The sequence below is a fragment of the Sphaerisporangium siamense genome (genome assembly GCF_014205275.1).
Lineage (GTDB): Bacteria > Actinomycetota > Actinomycetes > Streptosporangiales > Streptosporangiaceae > Sphaerisporangium > Sphaerisporangium siamense.
Map to the genome: position 1 here is coordinate 5039718 of NZ_JACHND010000001.1, position 19529 is coordinate 5059246.

The following is a 19529-nucleotide window of genomic DNA, read 5'->3' on the forward strand; positions in this document are numbered from 1 at the left end:
GAACGATTCTGCGGCTTCCGCGGCTACGGGCGGAGTGCGAGGCGGTCAGGGGGGCGAGGCCGGAACGGGCGGTGACGTCGCAGCGGGGTCGGGTGGTGACGGGACGCCGAACGATCGCGGTGAGAACCACAGGACGCACGGGGCCGGTTCACAGGGGACTCACGGTCACGGGGCGCACGGGACGCGCTGGGGCGGTTCACACCAGACGCCCGGGGACGGTTCACCGGTGGACGGCGGGCTTCCAGGGGTGGTGCCAGGTGGTCGTGGTGGTGTTCCGGAGGGAGGAACTGAGTCCGGGCGTGTGAGGACGGAACCGGAGCGACACGGCGCCAGGAGGGAGTCCGAGCCGGGGTCCCAGGGGCTTCCGGAGGTCGTCTCCGGGGTCGTTCGCGGGGTTGTCGTGGAGGTGTCGGGAGGGCGGATCGTAGGCGTGCGGCACGGTGTCGACGCGCCGCCGCCGGGGGCGGTTCACCTGCGCGGCGTCACCCTGCCCGGTCTCGCCAACGCCCACAGCCATGCCTTCCACCGGGCCCTGCGCGGGCGCACCCAGCGGGAGCGCGGGACCTTCTGGACCTGGCGCCGCCAGATGTACGAGGTCGCGGCGCGCCTCACGCCCGACACCTACCACGCGCTCGCCCGCGCGGCGTACGCCGAGATGGCGCTCGCCGGCATCACCTGCGTGGGCGAGTTCCACTACGTCCACCACCAGCCCGGCGGCCGGCCGTACGACGCGCCCAACGCGATGGGTGAGGCGCTCATCGCGGCGGCGGCGGACGCCGGCATCAGGATCACCCTGCTCGACACCTGCTACCTGCGCGGTGGGTTCGCGGCGCCGCTGGAAGGCCCGCAACTGCGCTTCGGTGACCGTGACGCGCACGCCTGGGCCGACAGGGCCGCCTCACTCAAGGGCGCCGGGCACGCCCGCGTCGGCGCGGCCGTCCACTCGGTGCGCGCCGTCCCCGAGGGCGAGATCGGCGTCGTGAGCGGCTGGGCACGGGAACGGGGCGCGCCGCTGCACTTCCACCTGTCCGAGCAGGTCGCCGAGAACGAAGGATGCCTGGCCGCGTCCGGCCGCACCCCGGCCGCGCTGCTGGAATCCCACGGCGCGCTCGGCCCCTTCGCGACGGCCGTCCACGCCACCCATCTCACCCCCGAGGACATCACGCTGCTCGGCGGGTCCGGGACGGGCGTGTGCATGTGCCCGACCACCGAACGCGACCTGGCCGACGGCATCGGCCCGGCCCGCGTGCTGGCCGACGCCGGCGCGCCGCTCTCGCTCGGCAGCGACAGCAACGCCGTCGTGGACCTCTTCGAGGAGGCGCGCGGTGTCGAGCTGGACGAGCGGCTCGCCACCCGCGAACGCGGCCACTGGCTCGCCGCAGGGCTGCTGCGCGGCGCGACCTCCGGCGGTCACGCCGCCCTGGGGTGGCACGAGGCGGGTCGCATCGCCGTGGGCGCCCCCGCCGACCTGGTCACGGTCACGCTCGACTCGGTCCGCACGGCGGGCGCCCCGCTCGACGCGCTGGTGGAGACGGTCGTCTTCGCCGCGACCGCCGCGGACGTCCGCGAGGTCATCTGCGACGGCCGCCACATCGTCCACGAAGGCCGCCACCTCCTAACCGGCGACGTCCCCTCCGCCCTCACCACAGCGATCAACCACCTGACATGAGCTCAATCCGCCCTGGTTACAGCGATCGACTGCCTGCCATGAGCTCATTCCACCGTGGCCACAGCGATGACCTGTCTGCCGTGACCTCACTCCATCGTGGCCACAGCGATCAACCGCCTGATATGCCCCTACTCCGCCCGCAGAATCGGCGTGCACAGTATGAACCGCTGCGCACACGGGTGGCGGCCAGGTGTTCGACCGTCGTGTGGGGGGCTCTGCCAGCGGCTTGCCGTTCTTCAGCATGTGCCTGGAGGCCGGCGGCGTGTGCTGCCCCCCGTGCCGGTCGATGGGCGGTGCTTGGGGAGCGAGATCGGTCAGGGCGTCGCGGGGCTTGGGCTCGCTTCGACTGTGAGAAGGGTGTGTGTTGTCACGTACGGTGCCGATCACACGGTCGCACTGGTGCTCCTGTGGGACTTCGTGAGCTGGTCCGCAGGCAGGGGGACGTCACGTCCCCGCCTTCTCATCCGCCTTCACGTCCTGGCCGGCGGGCGGGAAGCCGGTCGGGGCGGGGTTCGGGTGAGCGGTGGGGGCGTCGCCGTGGGCTGTGAGGTGTCGGTGGAACGAAGGGTGAGGAGGGGCGGATGACGTCGGTTCTGGTGGACAACGTCGGGACTCTGGTGACGAACGCGCCGGAAGTCGGCGACGGGGTGCTCGGGGTCGTCGAGGACGCGGCGGTCGTCGTGGAGAACGGTGTCGTGGCCTGGGTGGGGCCGCGGGGGAGTGCACCGCAGGGGGCCGAGGAGCGGTTCGACGCCGGGGGGCGGGCGCTCGTGCCCGGGTTCGTCGACAGCCACGCGCACCTCGTGTTCGCCGGGGAGCGGGCGCGAGAGTTCGAGGCCCGCATGTCGGGTCTCCCGTACACCGCGGGCGGCATCCGTACCACCGTCGCCGCCACCCGGGCGGCGAGCGACGACGAACTGCGGGGCACGCTGCGGCGGCTGGTCACCGAGGCGTCGCGATCGGGCACGACGACGATCGAGTGCAAGTCCGGGTACGGCCTCACGGTCGAGGACGAGGCCCGTGCGCTGCGCCTGGCCAGTGAGCACACGTCCGAGGTGACCTACCTCGGCGCGCACGTCATCCCGCCCGAGTACGCCGACCGGCCGGACGCCTACGTGGACCTGGTGCGCGGGCCGATGCTGGAGGCGTGCGCGCCGCACGCGCGGTGGATCGACGTGTTCTGCGAGCGCGGCGCGTTCGACGGCGACCAGACCAGGGCGATCCTGACCGCGGGCATCGCGCGTGGGCTGGTGCCCCGGGTGCACGCCGGGCAGCTCGGCCCCGGGCCCGGGGTGGCGATCGCCGTCGAGCTGGGCGCCGCCTCTGCCGACCACGTCACCCACCTGAGCGACGCCGACGTGGACGCGCTCGCCTCCGGCACGACCGTCGCCACGCTGCTGCCGGGTGCGGAGTTCTCCACCCGCTCGCCCTACCCCGACGCGCGGCGCCTGCTCGACGCCGGGGTCACGGTCGCGCTTGCCGCCGACTGCAACCCCGGCTCCAGCTACACCACCAATATCCCGTTCTGCATCGCCGTGGCCGTCCGCGACATGCGCATGACCCCCGCCGAGGCCGTCTGGTCGGCCACCATGGGCGGCGCGAAGGCCCTGCGCCGCACCGACGTCGGCCACCTCGCGCCGGGCGCCCGCGCCGACATGGTCCTGCTCGACGCCCCGTCCTACATCCACCTGGCCTACCGCCCCGGCGTCCCCCTGATCGCCAAGGTATGGCACGCCGGCAAGCCCACCTCGTGACGGCCTCGGGGTCGTCCTGGGTCTCGCGGGTGCGGTGCACGGCCCTCGTCGCCCATGACGTATCCCACGGATCTTGAGTCGTGGATTCGAGGATTCGTGCACCATGAACGGCCCACGGCCGCGCGCGTGGCGCGGCACGGGTCGAGGCGCGCTCAGTTCTCGGCGATCAGCTTGCGGTAGACGTCGTAGGCGGGCTTGGGCTGGTAGTCGCTGGTGGTCAGCCCGAGTTGGGCGGTCGGCTCGGCGCGGGCGGAGTCGGCGTCACGCAGACCGAACAGCTCGTAGTGAGTGACGTTGTAGCGCGTGGCGGCGGCAGCCACGGTACGGATCATGATGTCGAGCCGGGCGGCCTGGTCGTCGGGGGTGCGGTCGGGGCCGGTGGGGGTGCCGTTCTCGGCGATGTGAACGGGCACGTCCGGCGCGAGGTGGGCGCGGGGCATGCTGTGCTCGCGCAGGTGGCGCAGCGCGTGCTCGGTGAGCCCGGCCAGGGCGGGTTCGGGCACGGGAGAGAAGGCGTCCGGGTAGAGCCCCAGGCCCACGTAGTCGACGTGGGCCGCGAAGTCCGCAGGTGCGAGGGCCTCCAGGTGCGCCCAGAATTCCTCGTCGCCGCCGAGGAATTCCGGCGGTTCGGCGACGGAGAATCCGAGGCGGACGTCATGGTGGCCGGCCGCGTCGAGCAGGCGGCGGGCGTGGCACGTCCCGGTGGTGAGGGCGTCGAGGACTCCGGGGGAACTGCCGTCGATCCAGGGCAGTTTGAAGTTCGGCTCCAGGGTGATCTGCAGGAAGCGCGCGACAGCCCCGTATCGGTGGACGGCCTGCTCGATGAAGGCCAGCCAGCCGTCGAGGTCGCGTTCGACGGGCAGGTAGCACAGGACCAGGTCGAGCTGACGGTTCCCTGTGCGGTACCACTGGTCGGGCATGGTCAGCTCGCCCATCCGCCGCTCGGGCGCCAGGACCTGCGCCTTCGCCGGGTCCGCGGGCGTGCCGAGGAAGTGCAGGTACTCGCGGACGACGAAGGGCCGTCCGCCGCTCAGCCCGCCGACCAGGTCGTCGATGGCCGCGGGGTCGTCCGGCGGTCCCGCCGTGGCGGCCACCTGGCCGGCCGCATAGATGCCGTACGTCAATCCGCTCATGTCCGTCCCTTCCCCGGCCATGCCAGCTCGCCGTTGTCGATGCGCGCGATCAGGTCGCGGATCCATTCCGCTTCGGCCCGCAGCTGGTGCATGACGAAGTCGACCTCGATCATGGTGATCTCCGGCAGGTCGGGGTCGCCGGCCTGTGCCAGCTCCGCGATCCGTTCCACCAGTGACTCCTGCCGCTCGCGCAGGACGTGCGGGGCCTCGTCCCGGTCGAGGGCGCCGAGATAGGCCAGGGCGTCCACGAACGCCGAGGTGGTCACCTTGGCCTCGCGGATCTGCCGCCGCACCCGTTCCTTGAAGACCTCCCAGCCCTGATCGGTCAGGGCGTAGACGGTACGCGCGGGGCGGTTGCCCATCTGCTCGACCCCGGTCGGGGCCACCCATCCGGCCGCCTCCAACGATCGGACGAGCGTGTAGACGGAGCCGCTCTTGGCGTTCAGGTACGGATAGCGGTCGTTGAGCGCGACCGCCAGCGCGTACTGGTGCTTCGGCTGCTCCACCAGGAGACCGAGCAGTCGCAGGATCAGTGGGTTGTCCACTGCAGTCGATGGCATACCCGAACACTATCATTCGTATACGGGTATTGACCGCTGGTTCCCGTGGCAGGACGGCGGATCGCCGCGCACAGCAATTGACAACTTTATTTGTCTATTGGACGATGTGGCCGTGCGGCGAATGGAGTTGCTGGAGGAGCCGGGACAGGTTCGCGGGGCACTGGCGCCTGTACGCCGACGGTTGCTGGTGCGGCTGCGCACACCGGCCTCGGCGAGCGAGCTGGCCCGCGAGTTCGGCCTGACCAGACAGAAGGTCAACTACCACCTGCGCAGGCTGGAGGACGCCGGCCTGATCGAACTGGCCGAGGAACGTCGCCGCCGGGGCTTCGTCGAGCGGGTCATGCGCGCGACCGCGGGCTCCTACATCGTGGACCCCTCACTCCTCGCCGCCGCCGACGATCCCGCCGCGCGGCCGGTAGGGGACGCCGAGAAGGCGGACGATGCCACACGGGACCCCGGCGAACCGCGGAAGGCCGGCGATCTCGTCCAGGCGCCGTCCGACGACCGAGTCGAGGCCGGAATCGCGCACCAGGATGAGGAGCCCCTCCCGGCCCTGCCCGCCGAATACGTCCGCACCGCGGACCGGCACTCGGCCGCCCGCCTGGTCGCGGTCGCCTCCGCCGCCGTACGCGACGTCACGCGCATGCAGGCCGCCGCCGACCGCGCGGACCGGCGCCTGCTGACCTTCACGCTGGAGAGCGAGGTCCGCCTGGCCGAGCCCGCCGACCTGCACCGCTTCACCGAGGCGCTGGCGGGCGCCGTGGCCGACGTGATCGCCCGCTTCCACGCCGGCGGCGGGCGCCTCTACCGCGTCATCGGCGCGGGCCACCCCGCCCCCGCCACCCAGGACGCCACGCCTGCCGCACACGCTCCCGCGCCAGACGCGCAGGCCGACCCACCACCAGGAGGACCGTCATGACCGAACCCACTCCGCCGCCGCGCGTCGAGGTCACCGTCGCCGCGCCCGTCGAGGACGTCTGGGCGGCGCTGCGTGATCCCGGGCTGCTGCGGCGGTGGCACGGGTGGCACTACGACGGCCTCGACGACGAGATCCGGCAGATCTACCTCACCGACGTCACCGAGGACGCCGGGGCGCGCGTCCTGCGGCTGGGCGACGGCGACCGGTTCAGCCTGCACGGCACGGAGGGCGGCACGGTGGTCCGTCTCACCCGCGGCCCGATCGGCGCCAACCCCGACTGGGACGCCTACTACGACGACATCACCCAAGGCTGGCGGGTTTTCCTGTGGCAGCTCCGCTTCGCCGTCGAACGGCACGGGCTCGCCCCGCGGCGCACCCTCCACCTGGAGGGCTCCCTGGACGTGCCCGGGTCCCCGGCCGAGGCGCTGGGGCTGGGCGAGGCCGCCGCCCTGCCGCCCGGCTCGCCGTACAAGGCGGAAAGCGCGGCGGGCGGCACGCTGAGCGGCGAGGTGTGGGCGTCGGGGCCGGACGGGCTGCTGATCACGGTGGACCGGTTCGGCGACGGCCTCGCCGTCCTGGCCCCCCAGCCCCGCACCGCCTACCGCCCGGACGGCGGCACGCTCGTCGTGCTGACCGCGTACGACATGGACGACGCCGCGTTCGCCGCCGTGGAGGAGCGCTGGACGTCCTGGTGGGACGCGCACCGCCGCCCGGAGCCGGCCCGCGGCTAGAACGACCCCGGGCCGGTGGACACCAGGAGGATCAGATCAGCCCGAGCGACAGCATCGCGTCGGCGACGCGCGTGAAGCCGGCGATGTTGGCGCCGGCCACGTAGTCGCCGGGCTTGCCGTAGGCGTCCGCCGTGGTCAGGCAGCGGTCGTGCATGTCGCGCATGATCTCGTGCAGGCGGGCCTCGGAGTGCTCGAAGGTCCAGGAGTCGCGGGCGGCGTTCTGCTGCATCTCCAGCGCGCTGGTCGCGACTCCTCCCGCGTTGGCCGCCTTTCCGGGCCCGAAGGCGATGCCCGCCTCCTGGAACACCCGGATGCCGCCGGGCGTGGTAGGCATGTTGGCGCCCTCGCCGACCGCCACGCATCCGGACCGGACCAGGCGGGCGGCGTCGTCGTCGCCGATCTCGTTCTGGGTCGCGGACGGCAGCGCCACCTGGCAGGGAACCTCCCACACCGTGCGCCCGGGTACGAACACCGCGTCGCTCCCGCGCCGCTCGGCGTAGACGCTCAGTCCGGCCCGCTCGACCTCCTTGACCTGCCTGAGCAGCCCCAGGTCGATGCCCTTCTCGTCCAGCACGTACCCCGTGGAGTCGGAGCAGGCGACGGTCACGCCGCCGAGGGCCTGGGCCTTCTCGATCGAGTGGATCGCCACGTTGCCGGAGCCGGAGACGACCACCCGCTTGCCGTCCAGCGAGGTGCCGCGCGCGTTCAGCATCTCTTCGACGAAGTAGACGCAGCCGTACCCGGTGGCCTCGGCCCGCACCCGCGCGCCGCCGTACTCCAGGCCCTTGCCCGTGATGACCCCGGACTCGTACCGGTTCGTGATGCGCTTGAACTGGCCGAACAGGTAACCGATCTCACGCTGCCCGACGCCGATGTCCCCGGCGGGCACATCGGTGTACTCGCCGATGTGGCGGTACAGCTCGGTCATGAAGCTCTGGCAGAACCGCATGACCTCGCGGGCCGAGCGGCCCTTGGGGTCGAAGTCGGAGCCGCCCTTGCCCGCGCCGATCGGCAGGCCCGTCAGGCTGTTCTTGAAGATCTGCTCGAAGGCGAGGAACTTGACGACGCCCAGGTAGACCGACGGATGGAAGCGCAGCCCGCCCTTGTACGGCCCGAGCGCGCTGTTGAACTCGACGCGGAAGCCACGGTTGATGTGCACCTCGCCGCGGTCGTCCTCCCAGGGCACCCGGAAGATGATCTGCCGCTCGGGCTCGCAGATCCGTTCGATCAGCTTCCAGTCGGCGTATTCCGGACGCCGTTCGATGACGGGCGCGATGCTCTCCAGCACTTCGCGCACGGCCTGGTGGAACTCCGGCTCCCCGGGATTACGGCGGACGACCTGTTCGTAGATCGCGGACGACTTCTGGTGCGGCATCACGGCTCCCCTCGGTCTCAGGCCGTCCCGGCCCCCTTCAGGGTGCATGGCCGGCCGGTTCGGTGGCGCTCTGCCACGCCGCCGAGGATACCGGCCGGTTCTAGATGCAGGCGCGGTCGGCGACCGACCTGGCCTCCTCGGGGGCGAGCGCGCCGCCGCGGGCGAACTCGGCGGCGAAGCGGTCCGCGCCGAGGGTGTGCCGCGCCCGCGCCTCGATGCGGTCGACGTCCCCCCGCTCGGCCGGGGCGAGCGGCAGGGCACTGGACGCCCGCGCCGCGGCCGCCGCGCCGAGGAGCTGGGCGGCGGGCGCGGCGCACTCCGACAGGGCGAGCGCCCCGGCCAGGCCCTCCAGCGCCAGCGCCTTCTCGCGCGGCGCGCCGAGCCGGTCGGCGACCGCGAACGCCTCCAGATGCAGGGCCCTGGCCGCCGGCGCGTCCCCGCGCTGCTCGGCGACGAAGCCCAGCTCGGCGAGCACCATGGCCAGGTGCGGGGGCTCCTGGGCGGCCTCCTGCCGGGGCGCGGACGCCAGGACCTCGCGCAGGTGCCGCTCGGCGGTGTCCAGGCACCCGTCCTTGCGCGCGGCGAAGGCCAGCCCCATCTCGGCGAAGATCTGCAGCGGGCGGAACCCCTGCTCCCTGGCCAGGCGCACGGCCTCCTCGCAGAACTCCCTGGCCCGCTTGTAGTCGCCGAGCTGCAGGGCGATCCAGCCGAGCCAGGCCAGCCGCCCGGACACCTCCGGCCACAGCGCGAGCTCCTGGGCCATGCGCAGCCCCTCGGTGTGCAGGTGGCGGGCCCGCTCGTAGTCGCCGGTCATCTCGGCCAGCGCGCCGAGCCAGCCCGACGCCTGCAGCTCGCCCCACCGGTCGCCGAGCACCTCGAACAGGTCGGCGCTGCGCTCCCCGTCGCGCCGCAACGCCGCCAGGTCGCCTCTGAGGTGCGCGAGCTTGGTGCGGGTCACCAGGGCCGCGGCCACGCCCCAGTCGTCCCCGATGGCGCGGAACCCCGTGAGCGCCCGGTCCAGCAGCTCCTCGCCCGCGGTCAGGTCCCCGGCGTCCAGGCCCGCGTAGCCGAGGAACCACTCCGACCTGGCCCGCCCGGCCGGATCATCGACGCCGTCGTAGGCGCGCAGCACGGCGTCGCGCCCGGCGGCGTGGTCGGGCGTGCCGCCCTGCAGCAGGACGATGCCGGCGTGCCAGGCGGTGGCGCGGGCCCGAAGGGCGGCGGGCGCGTCGCCGTCGAGGGCCAGCGCCGCCTCCAGCGACCGGCGCGCCTCGGTGAGCCTGCCGCGCAGGAACCAGTACCAGGCCAGCGCGTTGACCATGCGCAGCGCGCACCCGGCGTGACGGTCGGCGACCGCGCCGTCCAGCGCGGCCCGCAGGTTGGGGGTGGCGGCGTCCAGACGGGCCAGCCACCGCCGCTGCTCCCGCCCGTACAGGCAGGGCTCGGCCCTCTCGGCCAGCTCGGCGTAGTGCTCGTGGTGGCGGCGGCGCACGCGTTCGAACTCGCCGGCCTCGTGCATGCGCTCCAGGCAGTACGCCGCCACCGACTCCAGCAGCCGGTAGCGGGGCCCGTCCACGCCGTGGACGGCCACCACCAGGGACCGGCCCACCAGGCGGGCCAGCAGGTCGAGGACGGCCGGGGCGGGCAGGTCATCGCCCGAGCACACCGCCTCGGCCGCCTCCAGCGTGCACCCGTCGGCGTGGACGGCCAGGCGGCGCAGCACGATGCGCTCGGGCGCGGTGAGCAGCTCCCAGCTCCAGTCGATCATCGCGGTCAGGGTCTGCTGGCGCGGCGGCGCGCCGCGGTGGCCGGTGGCCAGCAGCCGGAAGCGGTCGTCGAGCCGGGCGACCAGACCGTGCACGCCGAGCGTGGGCACCTTGGTGGCGGCCAGCTCCAGCGCCAGCGGGATGCCGTCCAGGCGCCGGCACAGCACCGCGACGTCCCCGGCGATCTCGGCGTCCAGGGCGAAGCCGCGCGCCGCCGCCGAGGCCCGCGTGACGAACAGGCGGACCGCGCTCGACTGCTCCAGCGCCGCGGGGTCGCCGCCCGCCGCGCGCTCGGGCACCTCCAAGGGAGGCACGTTCCACACGACCTCCCCGGCCAGGGCGAGAGGCTCCTGACTGGTGGCGAGGACGCGCAGGCCGGGGACGGCCCGCAGCAGGGCCTCGGTCATCTCGGCGACCTGGTCCACCACGTGCTCGCAGTTGTCCAGCACGAGCAGCGCCCGCCGGGTGCGCAGCGCGGTGATCAGCCGGTCCAGCGGCGTCATCGGCCGCCCCGCCGCCCCGCCGTCCCGCAGGTCGAGCGCGGACATCACCGCGTCGATCAACGAGCCGAGCATGTCGGGGGTGCCCAGCCGGTCCAGGACGGCCAGCTCGACCAGCCACACCCCGTCGGGGTAGGACTCGGCGAGGCCGGCGGCGATCTCCAGGGCCAGCCGGGTCTTGCCGACGCCGCCGGGGCCGGTCAGCGTGACCAGGCGCGCGGACCCGAGCTGCGCGCGGACCTCGGTGACCGCGTCCTCCCTGCCGATCAGGGCGGTGATCGGCGCCGGGAGGTTGGTGAGCGGGCGCGCGGCCGTGGCGCGGGCCTCGGGGGCGTCCAGCGAGGGGTCCTGGGTGAGGATCGCCCGGTGCAGGGCCACCAGCTCGGCTCCCGGGTCCAGGCCGAGCTCCTCGGCCAGGCGCGCGCGCAGCTCCTCGTAGCCGTCCAGCGCCTCGCTCTGCCGCCCGGCCCGGTACAGGGCCCGCAGGTGCGCGGCGCGCAGCCGCTCCCGCAGCGGGTACTCCCGGACCACCTCGGCCAGCTCGTCGGCCAGCAGGGTGTGCTCGCCGAGCGCGAGCCGCGCCTCCGCCTGGTCCTCACGCGCGGTCAGCCGCTGCTCCTCCAGGCGGGCGATGGCCGCGCGGGCGAAGGCGTCGTCGGCGAAGTCGGCGAACGCCGGGCCCCGCCACAGGGCCAGCGCGTCCGACAGCAGCGTCGCCCGGGCGCGCGGATCGTCGCGGTCGCGGGCCTCGGTGACCAGGGACTGGAAACGGCGCGCGTCCACGGCGGCGGCCTCGACGCCGAGCTGGTACCCGGCGGGACGGGCGGCCAGCAGCTCGCGCGCGCCCGGCTCGGCGTCCTCCAGCGCCCGGCGGAGCTGCGAGACCTTGGCCGACAGCGCGCCCGCGGGGTTGCCGGGCGGGTGGTCGCCCCACAGGTCGTCGATGAGACGGTCGGCGGGCACCGGGCGCCCGTCGTGCAGCAGGAGATCGGCGAGCAGCGCCCGGACCTTGACCCCGGGGATCGTCACAGGATCGCCGTCCGCCGTCCAGACTGCGAGCGGTCCCAGGACCCCGAAACGCATGAACGCCACGATATCGCCACACCTCACGGAATCACGACCCCTTACGGGGCCTGCGCAGGAGCCCGTAAGCGAGACAGCAAGATGCCGTAAACCCTCTGCTCCAGAGTGAAACACAATAGGCCGCACACACGCGCGAAGGAGCCGTAGATGGCCCTGCACGACGCCCGCCCGGTACGGCGGCGGACCGCGTCCGCACCGTACGGGCGCCCGGCGGGCCGTCCCGGCACCCTCCTCCGCGCCGGCCGTAGAGAACGGCCCGCCTGCTCCGACTTCTCCGGTGAGGGCCGCCCGCACGCAGGACGATCTTCGAGGGAACAGGGAGAGTTTTGAGATGACCCAGCACGTTCAGGAGCAGACGTACGGATACCCAGGGCTCGACGGCGCGGGCGCCGCCGCCCGTCTGCGGGGCCTCGGCTTCGAGGGCGCCGTGCACCTTCCTGGGGACCCCCCCTACGAGGAGAGGCGGCAGCCCCTGTTCGACACGATCGACCCCTATCCCGCGATCGTGGCCGAGCCCTCGGGGGCCGCCGACGTCCGCGCCGCCGTGCTGACCGCCCGCGAGCACGACCTGCCCCTCGCCGTGCAGGCGACCGGGCACGGCACCCACGTCCCCGCGGACGGGGGACTTCTGCTGCGGACCACCGGCCTGTCCGCCGTCCTGGTGGACCCGGCGGAGCGCGTCGCCCGGGTCGGCCCCGGCGCGCTGTGGGGCGACGTCATCGCCGCCGCCGCGGCGTTCGGCCTGGCGCCGCTCGCCGGCTCCTCGCCCGACGTCGGCGTGGTCGGCTACACCCTCGGCGGCGGCCTCGGGTGGCTCGGCCGCGCCTACGGCTTCGCCGCCGACAGCGTGGTGCGCGCCGAGGTCGTCACCGCCGACGGCGCGCTCGTCGACGCGAGCCCCGACAGCCACGCGTCGCTGTTCTGGGCGCTGCGCGGCGGCGGCGCCAACTTCGGCGTGGTCACCCGGCTGGAGTTCCGCCTGTACCCGGCCGCCCAGGTGCACGCGGGCTTCGCCTACTACCCGATCGAGCGCGCGGCCGACGTCCTCACCCGCTACCGCGAGTGGATCGCCGACGCGCCCGACGCGCTCAGCACCGCCGTCGTGCTGCGCCGCGCCCCCGACACCGATCTCTTCCCCGAGGCGGTCCGCGGCAGGCGCGTGGTCGTGCTCAAGGCGATGTACGCCGGCGCCTCCGAGGACGCCGAGCGGCACCTGCGCCCGCTGCGCGAGGCCGCGGGCCCGGCCCTGCTGGACGAGATCCGGCCGACGACCTTCGCGGCGGCGGCCATGGGGGGCCAGCCGGCACGCTTCCTCGACCTGTACCACGGGCTGCCCGACCCGGTCGTGCACGCGCTCGCGAACGCGATCGACGAGGACCCCGACGCGCCGGTGTCCGCCGTGGAGATCCGGCACTGGGGCGGAGCGATGGCCGACCCCGGCCCCGGCGCCGGTCCGGTGGGCCACCGCTCGGTCCCGCTGTCGGTCATCATCGACGCCGACGTGCCCGAGCTCACCGCCGCGCTGCGCCCGTACGGCACCGGCGGCTCGTTCCTGAACTTCCTCGACGACCCCGGCAACGTCCCCGCCGCCTACACCACGGCCGACTACCGGCGGCTGGCCGAGGTGAAGAGGGAGTACGACCCCGCCAACCTGTTCCGACTCAACCACAACATCGCACCCGCGCTGCCGGCGCGAACCGGCTGACCGGCCGCGCGCACGAGGGGCCCGGGCGACTCGCCCCGGGCCCCTTCTTCATGCGGCTTCTTCGTGCGGCGGGCCCGGAATCGCTCTGGACAAATCTCATGACACCCCCTTAGATCAGGACGCGCAGTCATTGAGGAGTTCGGTTGCTCACGGCGACTGGGGGACCCGTGCGGGATGCTCCGCCCGACTTACGCACCGTGCACACCGCGGCCGACTTCATGCGGGCCATGCGGCAGCTGAAAACCTGGTCCGGCATGACCTACCGGCAGCTGGAGGAGCGGGCGGAGGCCGTGGGCGAGGTGTTGCCGCGCAGTACCCTGGCCGGCGCGCTGGACCGTGATCGATTGCCACGGGTGGCGGTGGTGGAGGCGTTCACCAAGGCGTGCGGGTGCGACGGCGACACCGTGGCCGCCTGGACCGCGCTGGCCCGGCGCCTGGTGGACGCCGCGCCGCCCGAGCCCGGCCCAGAGACGAGTCCACCGCCCGGTCCAGAGGCGGCTCCACAGCCGAGCCGGAGGCCGACCGGCGCCGTCCGTCCCGGTGCCAAGGCCAGGGCGGCGGACGGGTGGGAGGTGGGCTCGTCGGTCAGGGCGCTGCTCAACCTGGCCGCGTACGCGGTCGCCATTCTGTCCCTCGTCTGGGCCGACACACCCGGCACCGGTGCCGAGCGGCCGGCGGCCCGCGCCGAGCCGGCCGTCGGCGGCGCGCACCCGTCCGGGTCGGGCATGCCGGAGGCGGGCCGGTACCGCGTCCGCCTGCTCCCGTCGAACCTGTGCCTGTCGGAGAAACCGGGCAGCGATCTCGGGCTGGTCTACCAGGCGCCGTGCACGAGCGGGTTTCCGGTGACCTTGCATCCCGAGCCCGGTGGCGCGGGTGTCTACAGGGTCGCCACGGTGCATCCGGTCTTCGGCGACGGCTGTATGGGGGTGGACAAGGCCGACGGCCTGGTCAACACCTTCTGTGACGACGAGGGCTTCAGCCGGTACCTCAGGCTGGAAACCGTCACGGCACCCGTGAGCGGCGTGCGCCTGCGGGTGCCCGGGCGGGCCGGCTGCGTCGGCGTCCATGAATCCGATCGCGCTCGTGCGTGGGCCCGGCTGGCGCTGCGCACCTGTTCGTCCTCCATGGCGGGGCAGGTCGTCCTTTTCGAGCGGCTTCCCGGCGACTGATCCACCGGCTGATCCGGTGACGCCGTCCGTTCCGCCGACCCTCGCACCCGAGCCGCCGCGCGGGTGATCTCCCGTCACGTCCCTGATGGTGTCCGGCCAGGTGAGGATGTGCACCGCTTGTCCGGGACAGCCCGATCCCTGTCCGGGACAGTGATGTGATCTTGTGCGGCCAGGGGTGGTGGCCGACGCTGTGAAGGTCCGCGTGATCAGCGGGCCCACTTTGGACGCGAGGCCGGCCAGGGGCACGATCTACGCCCTCCTGTCCAGGCCCATCCGCTCGCGTACCAGGACAGCGCGAAGAGTACTTCCTGCTCTTTCCATGCCCATTACGTGATTTGCGAGGTTGTGTGACCACGTCCCAGTTACGCATGCGGCCAGGCACCCGGCGGGTAGCCCTGGCCACCGCACTCCTGCTCGCCGGCTCCCTGCTGACGATCCCGTTCACCGCCCAGGCCGAGGACCGTGGCGCCGAGCCGCCTGCCGCCGATCCCCGAGCCTCGGTGGTGACCCTCCCGAGGCCCGACGACCCGGACGCCGCCCTGCGCGCCGCGATCGCGCGGGCACGTGACCGGAACCAGGCCGTCGAGGTGACGAAGGAGTTCACCGAGACCTCCCGCACCTGGGCCTTCCCCGACGGCCATCTGACGACGCAGAGCTACACCGCCCCCGTGCAGGCCGAGCGGCCAGGAGGCGGCTGGGCCTGGCTGGACGCGACCCTGGTGGAGAAGGACGGCCGGCTTCAGCCGAAGATGGCCAAGGGCGAGGTCCGCCTGTCCCTCGGCGGCGACGGCCCGTTCGCGACCATGGCCCTGGGCACAGGCCGGACGTTCAGCCTTTCCTGGCCGACATCACTTCCCCGCCCTCGGGTCGAGGGGAACACGGCCACGTACGTGGACGCGGCCGGGCCCGCGGCCGACCTGGTCGTCACGGCGCTCCCGACCGGCTTCCGCCACGACGTGGTGTTGCGCCGGCGCCCCGCCGGCCCGGTGGAGATCCGCGTTCCCGTGACGGCCACCGGCGCGGACCTGAAGGTCACCAAGTCCGGCGGGTTGTCCCTGGCGACGCCCGAGGGGCGACGGCTCGCCTCGGCGCCGGCTCCGCTGATGTGGGACGCGGACACCGCCGGACGTCCCGGCCGTCAGGCGCGCGTCCGGGCGCGGGTCGAGGCCCGGCGTGGCGGGAGTGAGCTGGTACTCACACCCGACCCCGCCTGGCTGGCGGACCCGGCCACCCGGTACCCGGTCACCGTGGACCCCACCACCACCTTGGGCGTGACCCAGGAGGTGGCCGTCCAGAGCCCGAACGGGCAGCTGGGCATCGCCGCCCAGGTCGGTCGCCACCAGCTGTGCAGCGGCTGCGGCGGCCCCAACCCGGTACGCGAGGATCGTCTGATCAGGTCACTGATGGCCTTCGACACCACCCCGATCGCCGGCCGGCAGGTGGTCAAGGCGACCATGCAGCTCACCCTGCGGCAGGCGGTCGCCGCCTGCACCGAGTTCCAGGGCATCATCGCCCGCCGCGTCACCAAGGCGTGGAAGGCCGACGACACCTCCTGGGGCAACCAGCCCTCCAGCACGCTGGAGGGGCGTGGCTCGGTGAACCCGTGCTCGCTACCAGGCGCGGCCGGGTCGGTGTGGAGCTGGGACCTGACCGAGATGACCGGCCAATGGGCCAGAGGCCTGCCCAACCAGGGCGTGATCTTGCAGCTCGGCGCGGAAAGCCCCGTCCCCGCCAACCTGTCGGAGATGTTCGTGTTCTGGCCGGCGCTCGTAGGGACCGGCCCCAAGCCCAAACTCAGTGTCGACTGGGTGCTCCCACCTGAGATCCCCGTGGTCACGGCCGAGTCGATCGACTCCGTCAACGGCACCGATGCCATCGCGCGTAGTACCAACGTCAAGGTGCATTACACGTCCCGGGTGCCGGAGGCGACCCCGCTGGACTACACCGTGACCGTCAACGACTCCACGATGCGGCCGCCCGCGGCCCAGCTGCCGGGCGGCGAGGCCGCCTACTACAAGCTCGACGAATCCACCGGCGCCACCGCCGCCGATTCCTCCGGCAACCGCAACAACGCGACCCTGCGCGGCTCCTACAGTCGCGCTCTAGGACAACTCGGGCAGGCGCTCCAGTTGTCCGGTGCCGGCTACGCCACGGCGGGCAAGGCCCTGCTGCGCACCGACCGGAGCTATACCGTCGGCGCGTGGGTGAGGCTGGATGACAGCACGGTCGATCAGACGGTCTTCACGCAGCTCGGAACCTATCAACCCGGGCTGAAGCTGAGCTACACGGCCTCTCCTGATGTGCCGGAGTTCGACCAGCGGTGGGCGTTCGAGGTCGCCCAGCAGGATCATCCCGAGCGTTACTACCCCATGCCGGTCTGGTCCACCGCGCTGGCGAAGACCAAGCAGTGGACCCACGTGGTGGTCCAGTACGACGCGGAAGCGCACAAGCTGCGCCTCTTCGTGGACGGCGTCCTGGCCGGTGACCGTGACTACACGGTCACCTGGAACGCCGGCGGCGCCTTCGAGTTCGGCCGAGGCGCCGACGGCTCCCTCCGTGGCGCGATCGACGACCTGCACGTCTACCAGCGGGCCCTGACCGGCGAGGAGATCCGCGCACTGGTCGGCGTCCCCGGCACCACCACCCACAACGCCGTCCCCTCCGGCCAGGTGCTGGACAAGGTCTTCACCCTGGACAACCCGGCCAGCTTCAAGTTCGTGGTCAAGGCCTGCCGCAGCGGCGTCACCCCGCCCTCCTGCAACGAGAGCCCGGCGTACCGCATCACCTCCGACGCGCCCATGCCGCCCAAGGACACCGAGACGGGGATGGCCGAGCCCACCCGGCCCGTGCTGTCCGGGATGGTGGCCCGGCCGTCGGACGGACGGCTCACGGCGAAGTTCTTCCTGTACGACAGCGCCGGCCGTCCGGTCGGGGCGAGCCCCATCGGGGAGGTCGCCGCCTATAGCGGGCAGCGCGCGTCCCTGAACCTGCCCGAGGGCGCCGTCCAGCCGGGGTCGGCGTACAGCTGGCAGATGCAGGCCTGCGTCGAGGAGGTGTGCACCTCCAAGACGGCTCCCGTCACGTTCGCCACTCCCGGGACGCGGCCGCCCGACCCGGAGGATCCGGGCCGTAACCTGACGCTCGGTAAGGATTCCTTCGTCGTCAAGACGGCCAGGACCGATCCCACCGCCTGCGACGGAGCCCCGTGCCCGGTCGAGGACGCCACCACGATCCGGATCGGCGGCACGGGCGCTGGCAAGACGGCCGCCGTCGTCGCCTTCAAGTACGGCGACCTGCCGGAGGGCGTCATCGTGACCGTGGCCGATCTTCAGCTTGGCACGCCCGTCTGCGGTGGAGGCGCCTGCCCCGGCGACGCCGTCGTCACCGCGGTTCCGCTGGACAAGCCGGTCACCTCGGACACCAAGGCGTCGGAGCTCGCCGCTTCCGCCATCCCCGGCAAGAGCTACCCGCTGCCCATCGGCTCTCCCCGGGCCGACATCGCCGAAGACGCCTACTCCTGGCTGATGCTCACCACCACCCACGACGACGTCATCACCTTCGGCGAGGCCGGTCAGACGCAGCCGTCGCTGGCACTCACCTACCTGCCGCCGCGACCGCCCAGCGAGATCCTGAACCTCTCGCTGCAGAGCGGCGACGGCGGAGCCATCGCCAGCTGGGGGATACCGGAGTCGAACGGCGGCATGGCCCTGCTCGACGGCTACGACGTCGAGGTGGCGGCCGGCGACAGCGTCGTGAAGACCCTGGACGTCAAGGACCCCGTCGCCACCATCCCGGGGCTGACGAACGGCACCGACTACACGGTGAGAGTGCGCGCGCGTACCCGCCTCGGCTCGGGGAACTGGGTGTCCGCGCAGGTCACGCCGCGACCGCTACCGCCGGTGACGCCGCCGTCCGGCTCACGCGGCCCCTGTGACACCGGGCAGTTCAAAGGCGCGGTCGAAGACTGGTACAAGGCCCAGGACGCGGTTCTGGAAGGCCGGGCGGCGAGCGTCTGGGACGCTCCCGGCAGCGCTCCTGACGGCCCCTTGGCGGCCCGGCTGTCCGTCTTCAACGAATCTCTCGTCAGTGAGCGCCAGGCCATGGCCGGCTCGGGCCTGGCACGGACCGATTCGAAGGTGAACGTCAGCGATCTGATCGTCCAGGAGGCTCCGGGCGGGATGGTCAGGGTCACCGCCGGCGTCGAACGCACCTGGAACCTGACGCGAAAGGACACGGCCCTCGCCTCCGGGGCGGCGGCCGGGCCGCTCGACTCCGAGCGGTTCTACACCATCACGATCATCATGTTCCACCGGTGCGGCCCCGCCACCTATCAAGACGTACTGGTCGAGGTGGAGAAGGATCCGACGGACTTCGACGGGCCGCCGCCGAGCGGCGGCAATATCCCAAAGCAGCTGCCGGGGGATGGTTATGGTTGCAACAAGGACACGAAGTACTGTTCCATTTTGCTCGAAAAATCCCGCGCCCTTATGAAGGGTATGATTCTACACGTCCAAACGGTACTCACCTGGCGAGGGACGGGACTGCCGCAGGCGGCGACGGAGGTGACCGGTAGGCATGAAGGCAGAATATGGGTGGAGCAGCCGCTGTGCGTGTCGAGGGGGAGAACGAAGGAATGCAAGGTCATCCGTGATCGATTGAAGATGAAACTCGAGGTCGGCACCACCGTTAGTTGGTACGGGTTTTCCTCTCCTACTGTCTCGTGGCCCCCAGGCGCCACGTTGACGTCGGAGGACAGGACCGCCTCGAAGATCACATGGAGTGTGGACCGGGGTGTCCGTAGCTTCGATTACCAGCCACTCTCGTTCAGTATGGAATGTAAGTGGGCCCACTGCAACGGCGGATTCACAAGCATCCAGCAAACGATGGCAGCGACCGTCCAGGTCGTGGACCTGTGCGGTTCTAGGGATGGTGACTTGCGCTGCGAGCACGGCTACGCGGTGCAGGGGTCATCGATGTGGCGCCCGGCGTTCACGCTGATCTGAGCCGATGCCGCGGTACGGACGACGTCCCCGGCCGTAGGTGAGCATGCGCTCTGAGTGGTGATCGTGACGATGACGACCCATCACGAGATCACCGCTCAGAGCGTTCGGTCTTCATGTCGGTTCCCGAGCCTCGCGCGCGACGACGGCCTGGCGGCTCGGGGG

Annotated in this window: 11 protein-coding genes; 7 read left to right on the forward strand and 4 right to left on the reverse strand. The window is 72.5% G+C overall.

Features of this window, described 5'->3' with window-relative positions; all coding sequences use genetic code 11:
* Window positions 1-226: 226 nt before the first annotated feature.
* Together BJ982_RS23265 and hutI are read left to right on the forward strand one after the other, a co-directional pair.
* A complete protein-coding gene (locus BJ982_RS23265; RefSeq protein ID WP_373869711.1) occupies window positions 227-1669 on the forward strand; it encodes a formimidoylglutamate deiminase in 1443 nt (480 codons plus the stop codon).
* 581 nt (window positions 1670-2250) lie between these two features.
* Window positions 2251-3423, forward strand: a complete 1173-nt coding sequence (gene hutI, locus BJ982_RS23270) for an imidazolonepropionase (RefSeq protein ID WP_184883381.1) — start codon at window positions 2251-2253, stop codon at window positions 3421-3423.
* Window positions 3424-3575: 152 nt separating this feature from the next.
* Here the strand turns inward: hutI and BJ982_RS23275 are convergent, their stop codons facing one another.
* Window positions 3576-4556 carry a glycoside hydrolase family protein gene (locus BJ982_RS23275; protein WP_184883383.1) on the reverse strand — a complete coding sequence of 327 codons (981 nt, stop codon included), beginning with the start codon at window positions 4554-4556 and terminating at the stop codon, window positions 3576-3578.
* Complete coding sequence (locus tag BJ982_RS23280; RefSeq protein WP_184883385.1) at window positions 4553-5116, reverse strand: PadR family transcriptional regulator; 564 nt, start codon at window positions 5114-5116, stop codon at window positions 4553-4555. The genes BJ982_RS23275 and BJ982_RS23280 overlap by 4 nt, the downstream gene beginning before the upstream one ends.
* A gap of 106 nt (window positions 5117-5222) precedes the next feature.
* On the opposite strand from BJ982_RS23280, the gene BJ982_RS38600 reads away from it, so the two are divergent.
* Together BJ982_RS38600 and BJ982_RS23290 are read left to right on the forward strand one after the other, a co-directional pair.
* Window positions 5223-6035 carry an ArsR/SmtB family transcription factor gene (locus BJ982_RS38600; RefSeq protein ID WP_239123754.1) on the forward strand — a complete coding sequence of 271 codons (813 nt, stop codon included), beginning with the start codon at window positions 5223-5225 and terminating at the stop codon, window positions 6033-6035.
* The gene (locus BJ982_RS23290; protein ID WP_184883387.1) at window positions 6032-6766 is read left to right on the forward strand and encodes an SRPBCC family protein; all 735 of its coding nucleotides are present in this window, start codon (window positions 6032-6034) and stop codon (window positions 6764-6766) included. Before BJ982_RS38600 ends, BJ982_RS23290 begins: the two co-directional genes overlap by 4 nt.
* Window positions 6767-6797: 31 nt before the next feature.
* On the opposite strand, the gene gdhA is transcribed toward BJ982_RS23290, so the two are convergent.
* Window positions 6798-8141, reverse strand: coding sequence for an NADP-specific glutamate dehydrogenase (gdhA, locus tag BJ982_RS23295; protein ID WP_184883389.1), 1344 nt, complete (start codon window positions 8139-8141; stop codon window positions 6798-6800).
* 100 nt (window positions 8142-8241) lie between these two features.
* Window positions 8242-11490, reverse strand: coding sequence for an AfsR/SARP family transcriptional regulator (locus BJ982_RS23300; RefSeq protein WP_184883391.1), 3249 nt, complete (start codon window positions 11488-11490; stop codon window positions 8242-8244).
* 331 nt (window positions 11491-11821) lie between these two features.
* Between BJ982_RS23300 and BJ982_RS23305 the strand changes: the two genes are divergently transcribed.
* From BJ982_RS23305 to BJ982_RS23315, 3 genes are all read left to right on the forward strand, one after another.
* Window positions 11822-13195, forward strand: coding sequence for an FAD-binding oxidoreductase (locus tag BJ982_RS23305; RefSeq protein WP_184883393.1), 1374 nt, complete (start codon window positions 11822-11824; stop codon window positions 13193-13195).
* A gap of 227 nt (window positions 13196-13422) precedes the next feature.
* On the forward strand, window positions 13423-14364 hold the full coding sequence (locus tag BJ982_RS23310) for a helix-turn-helix domain-containing protein (protein ID WP_184883395.1): 942 nt from the start codon (window positions 13423-13425) through the stop codon (window positions 14362-14364).
* Between the two features lie 368 nt (window positions 14365-14732).
* Entirely contained in the window at window positions 14733-19367 is a 4635-nt protein-coding gene (locus BJ982_RS23315) for a LamG-like jellyroll fold domain-containing protein (RefSeq protein ID WP_184883396.1), read from the forward strand.
* Window positions 19368-19529: the final 162 nt, after the last annotated feature.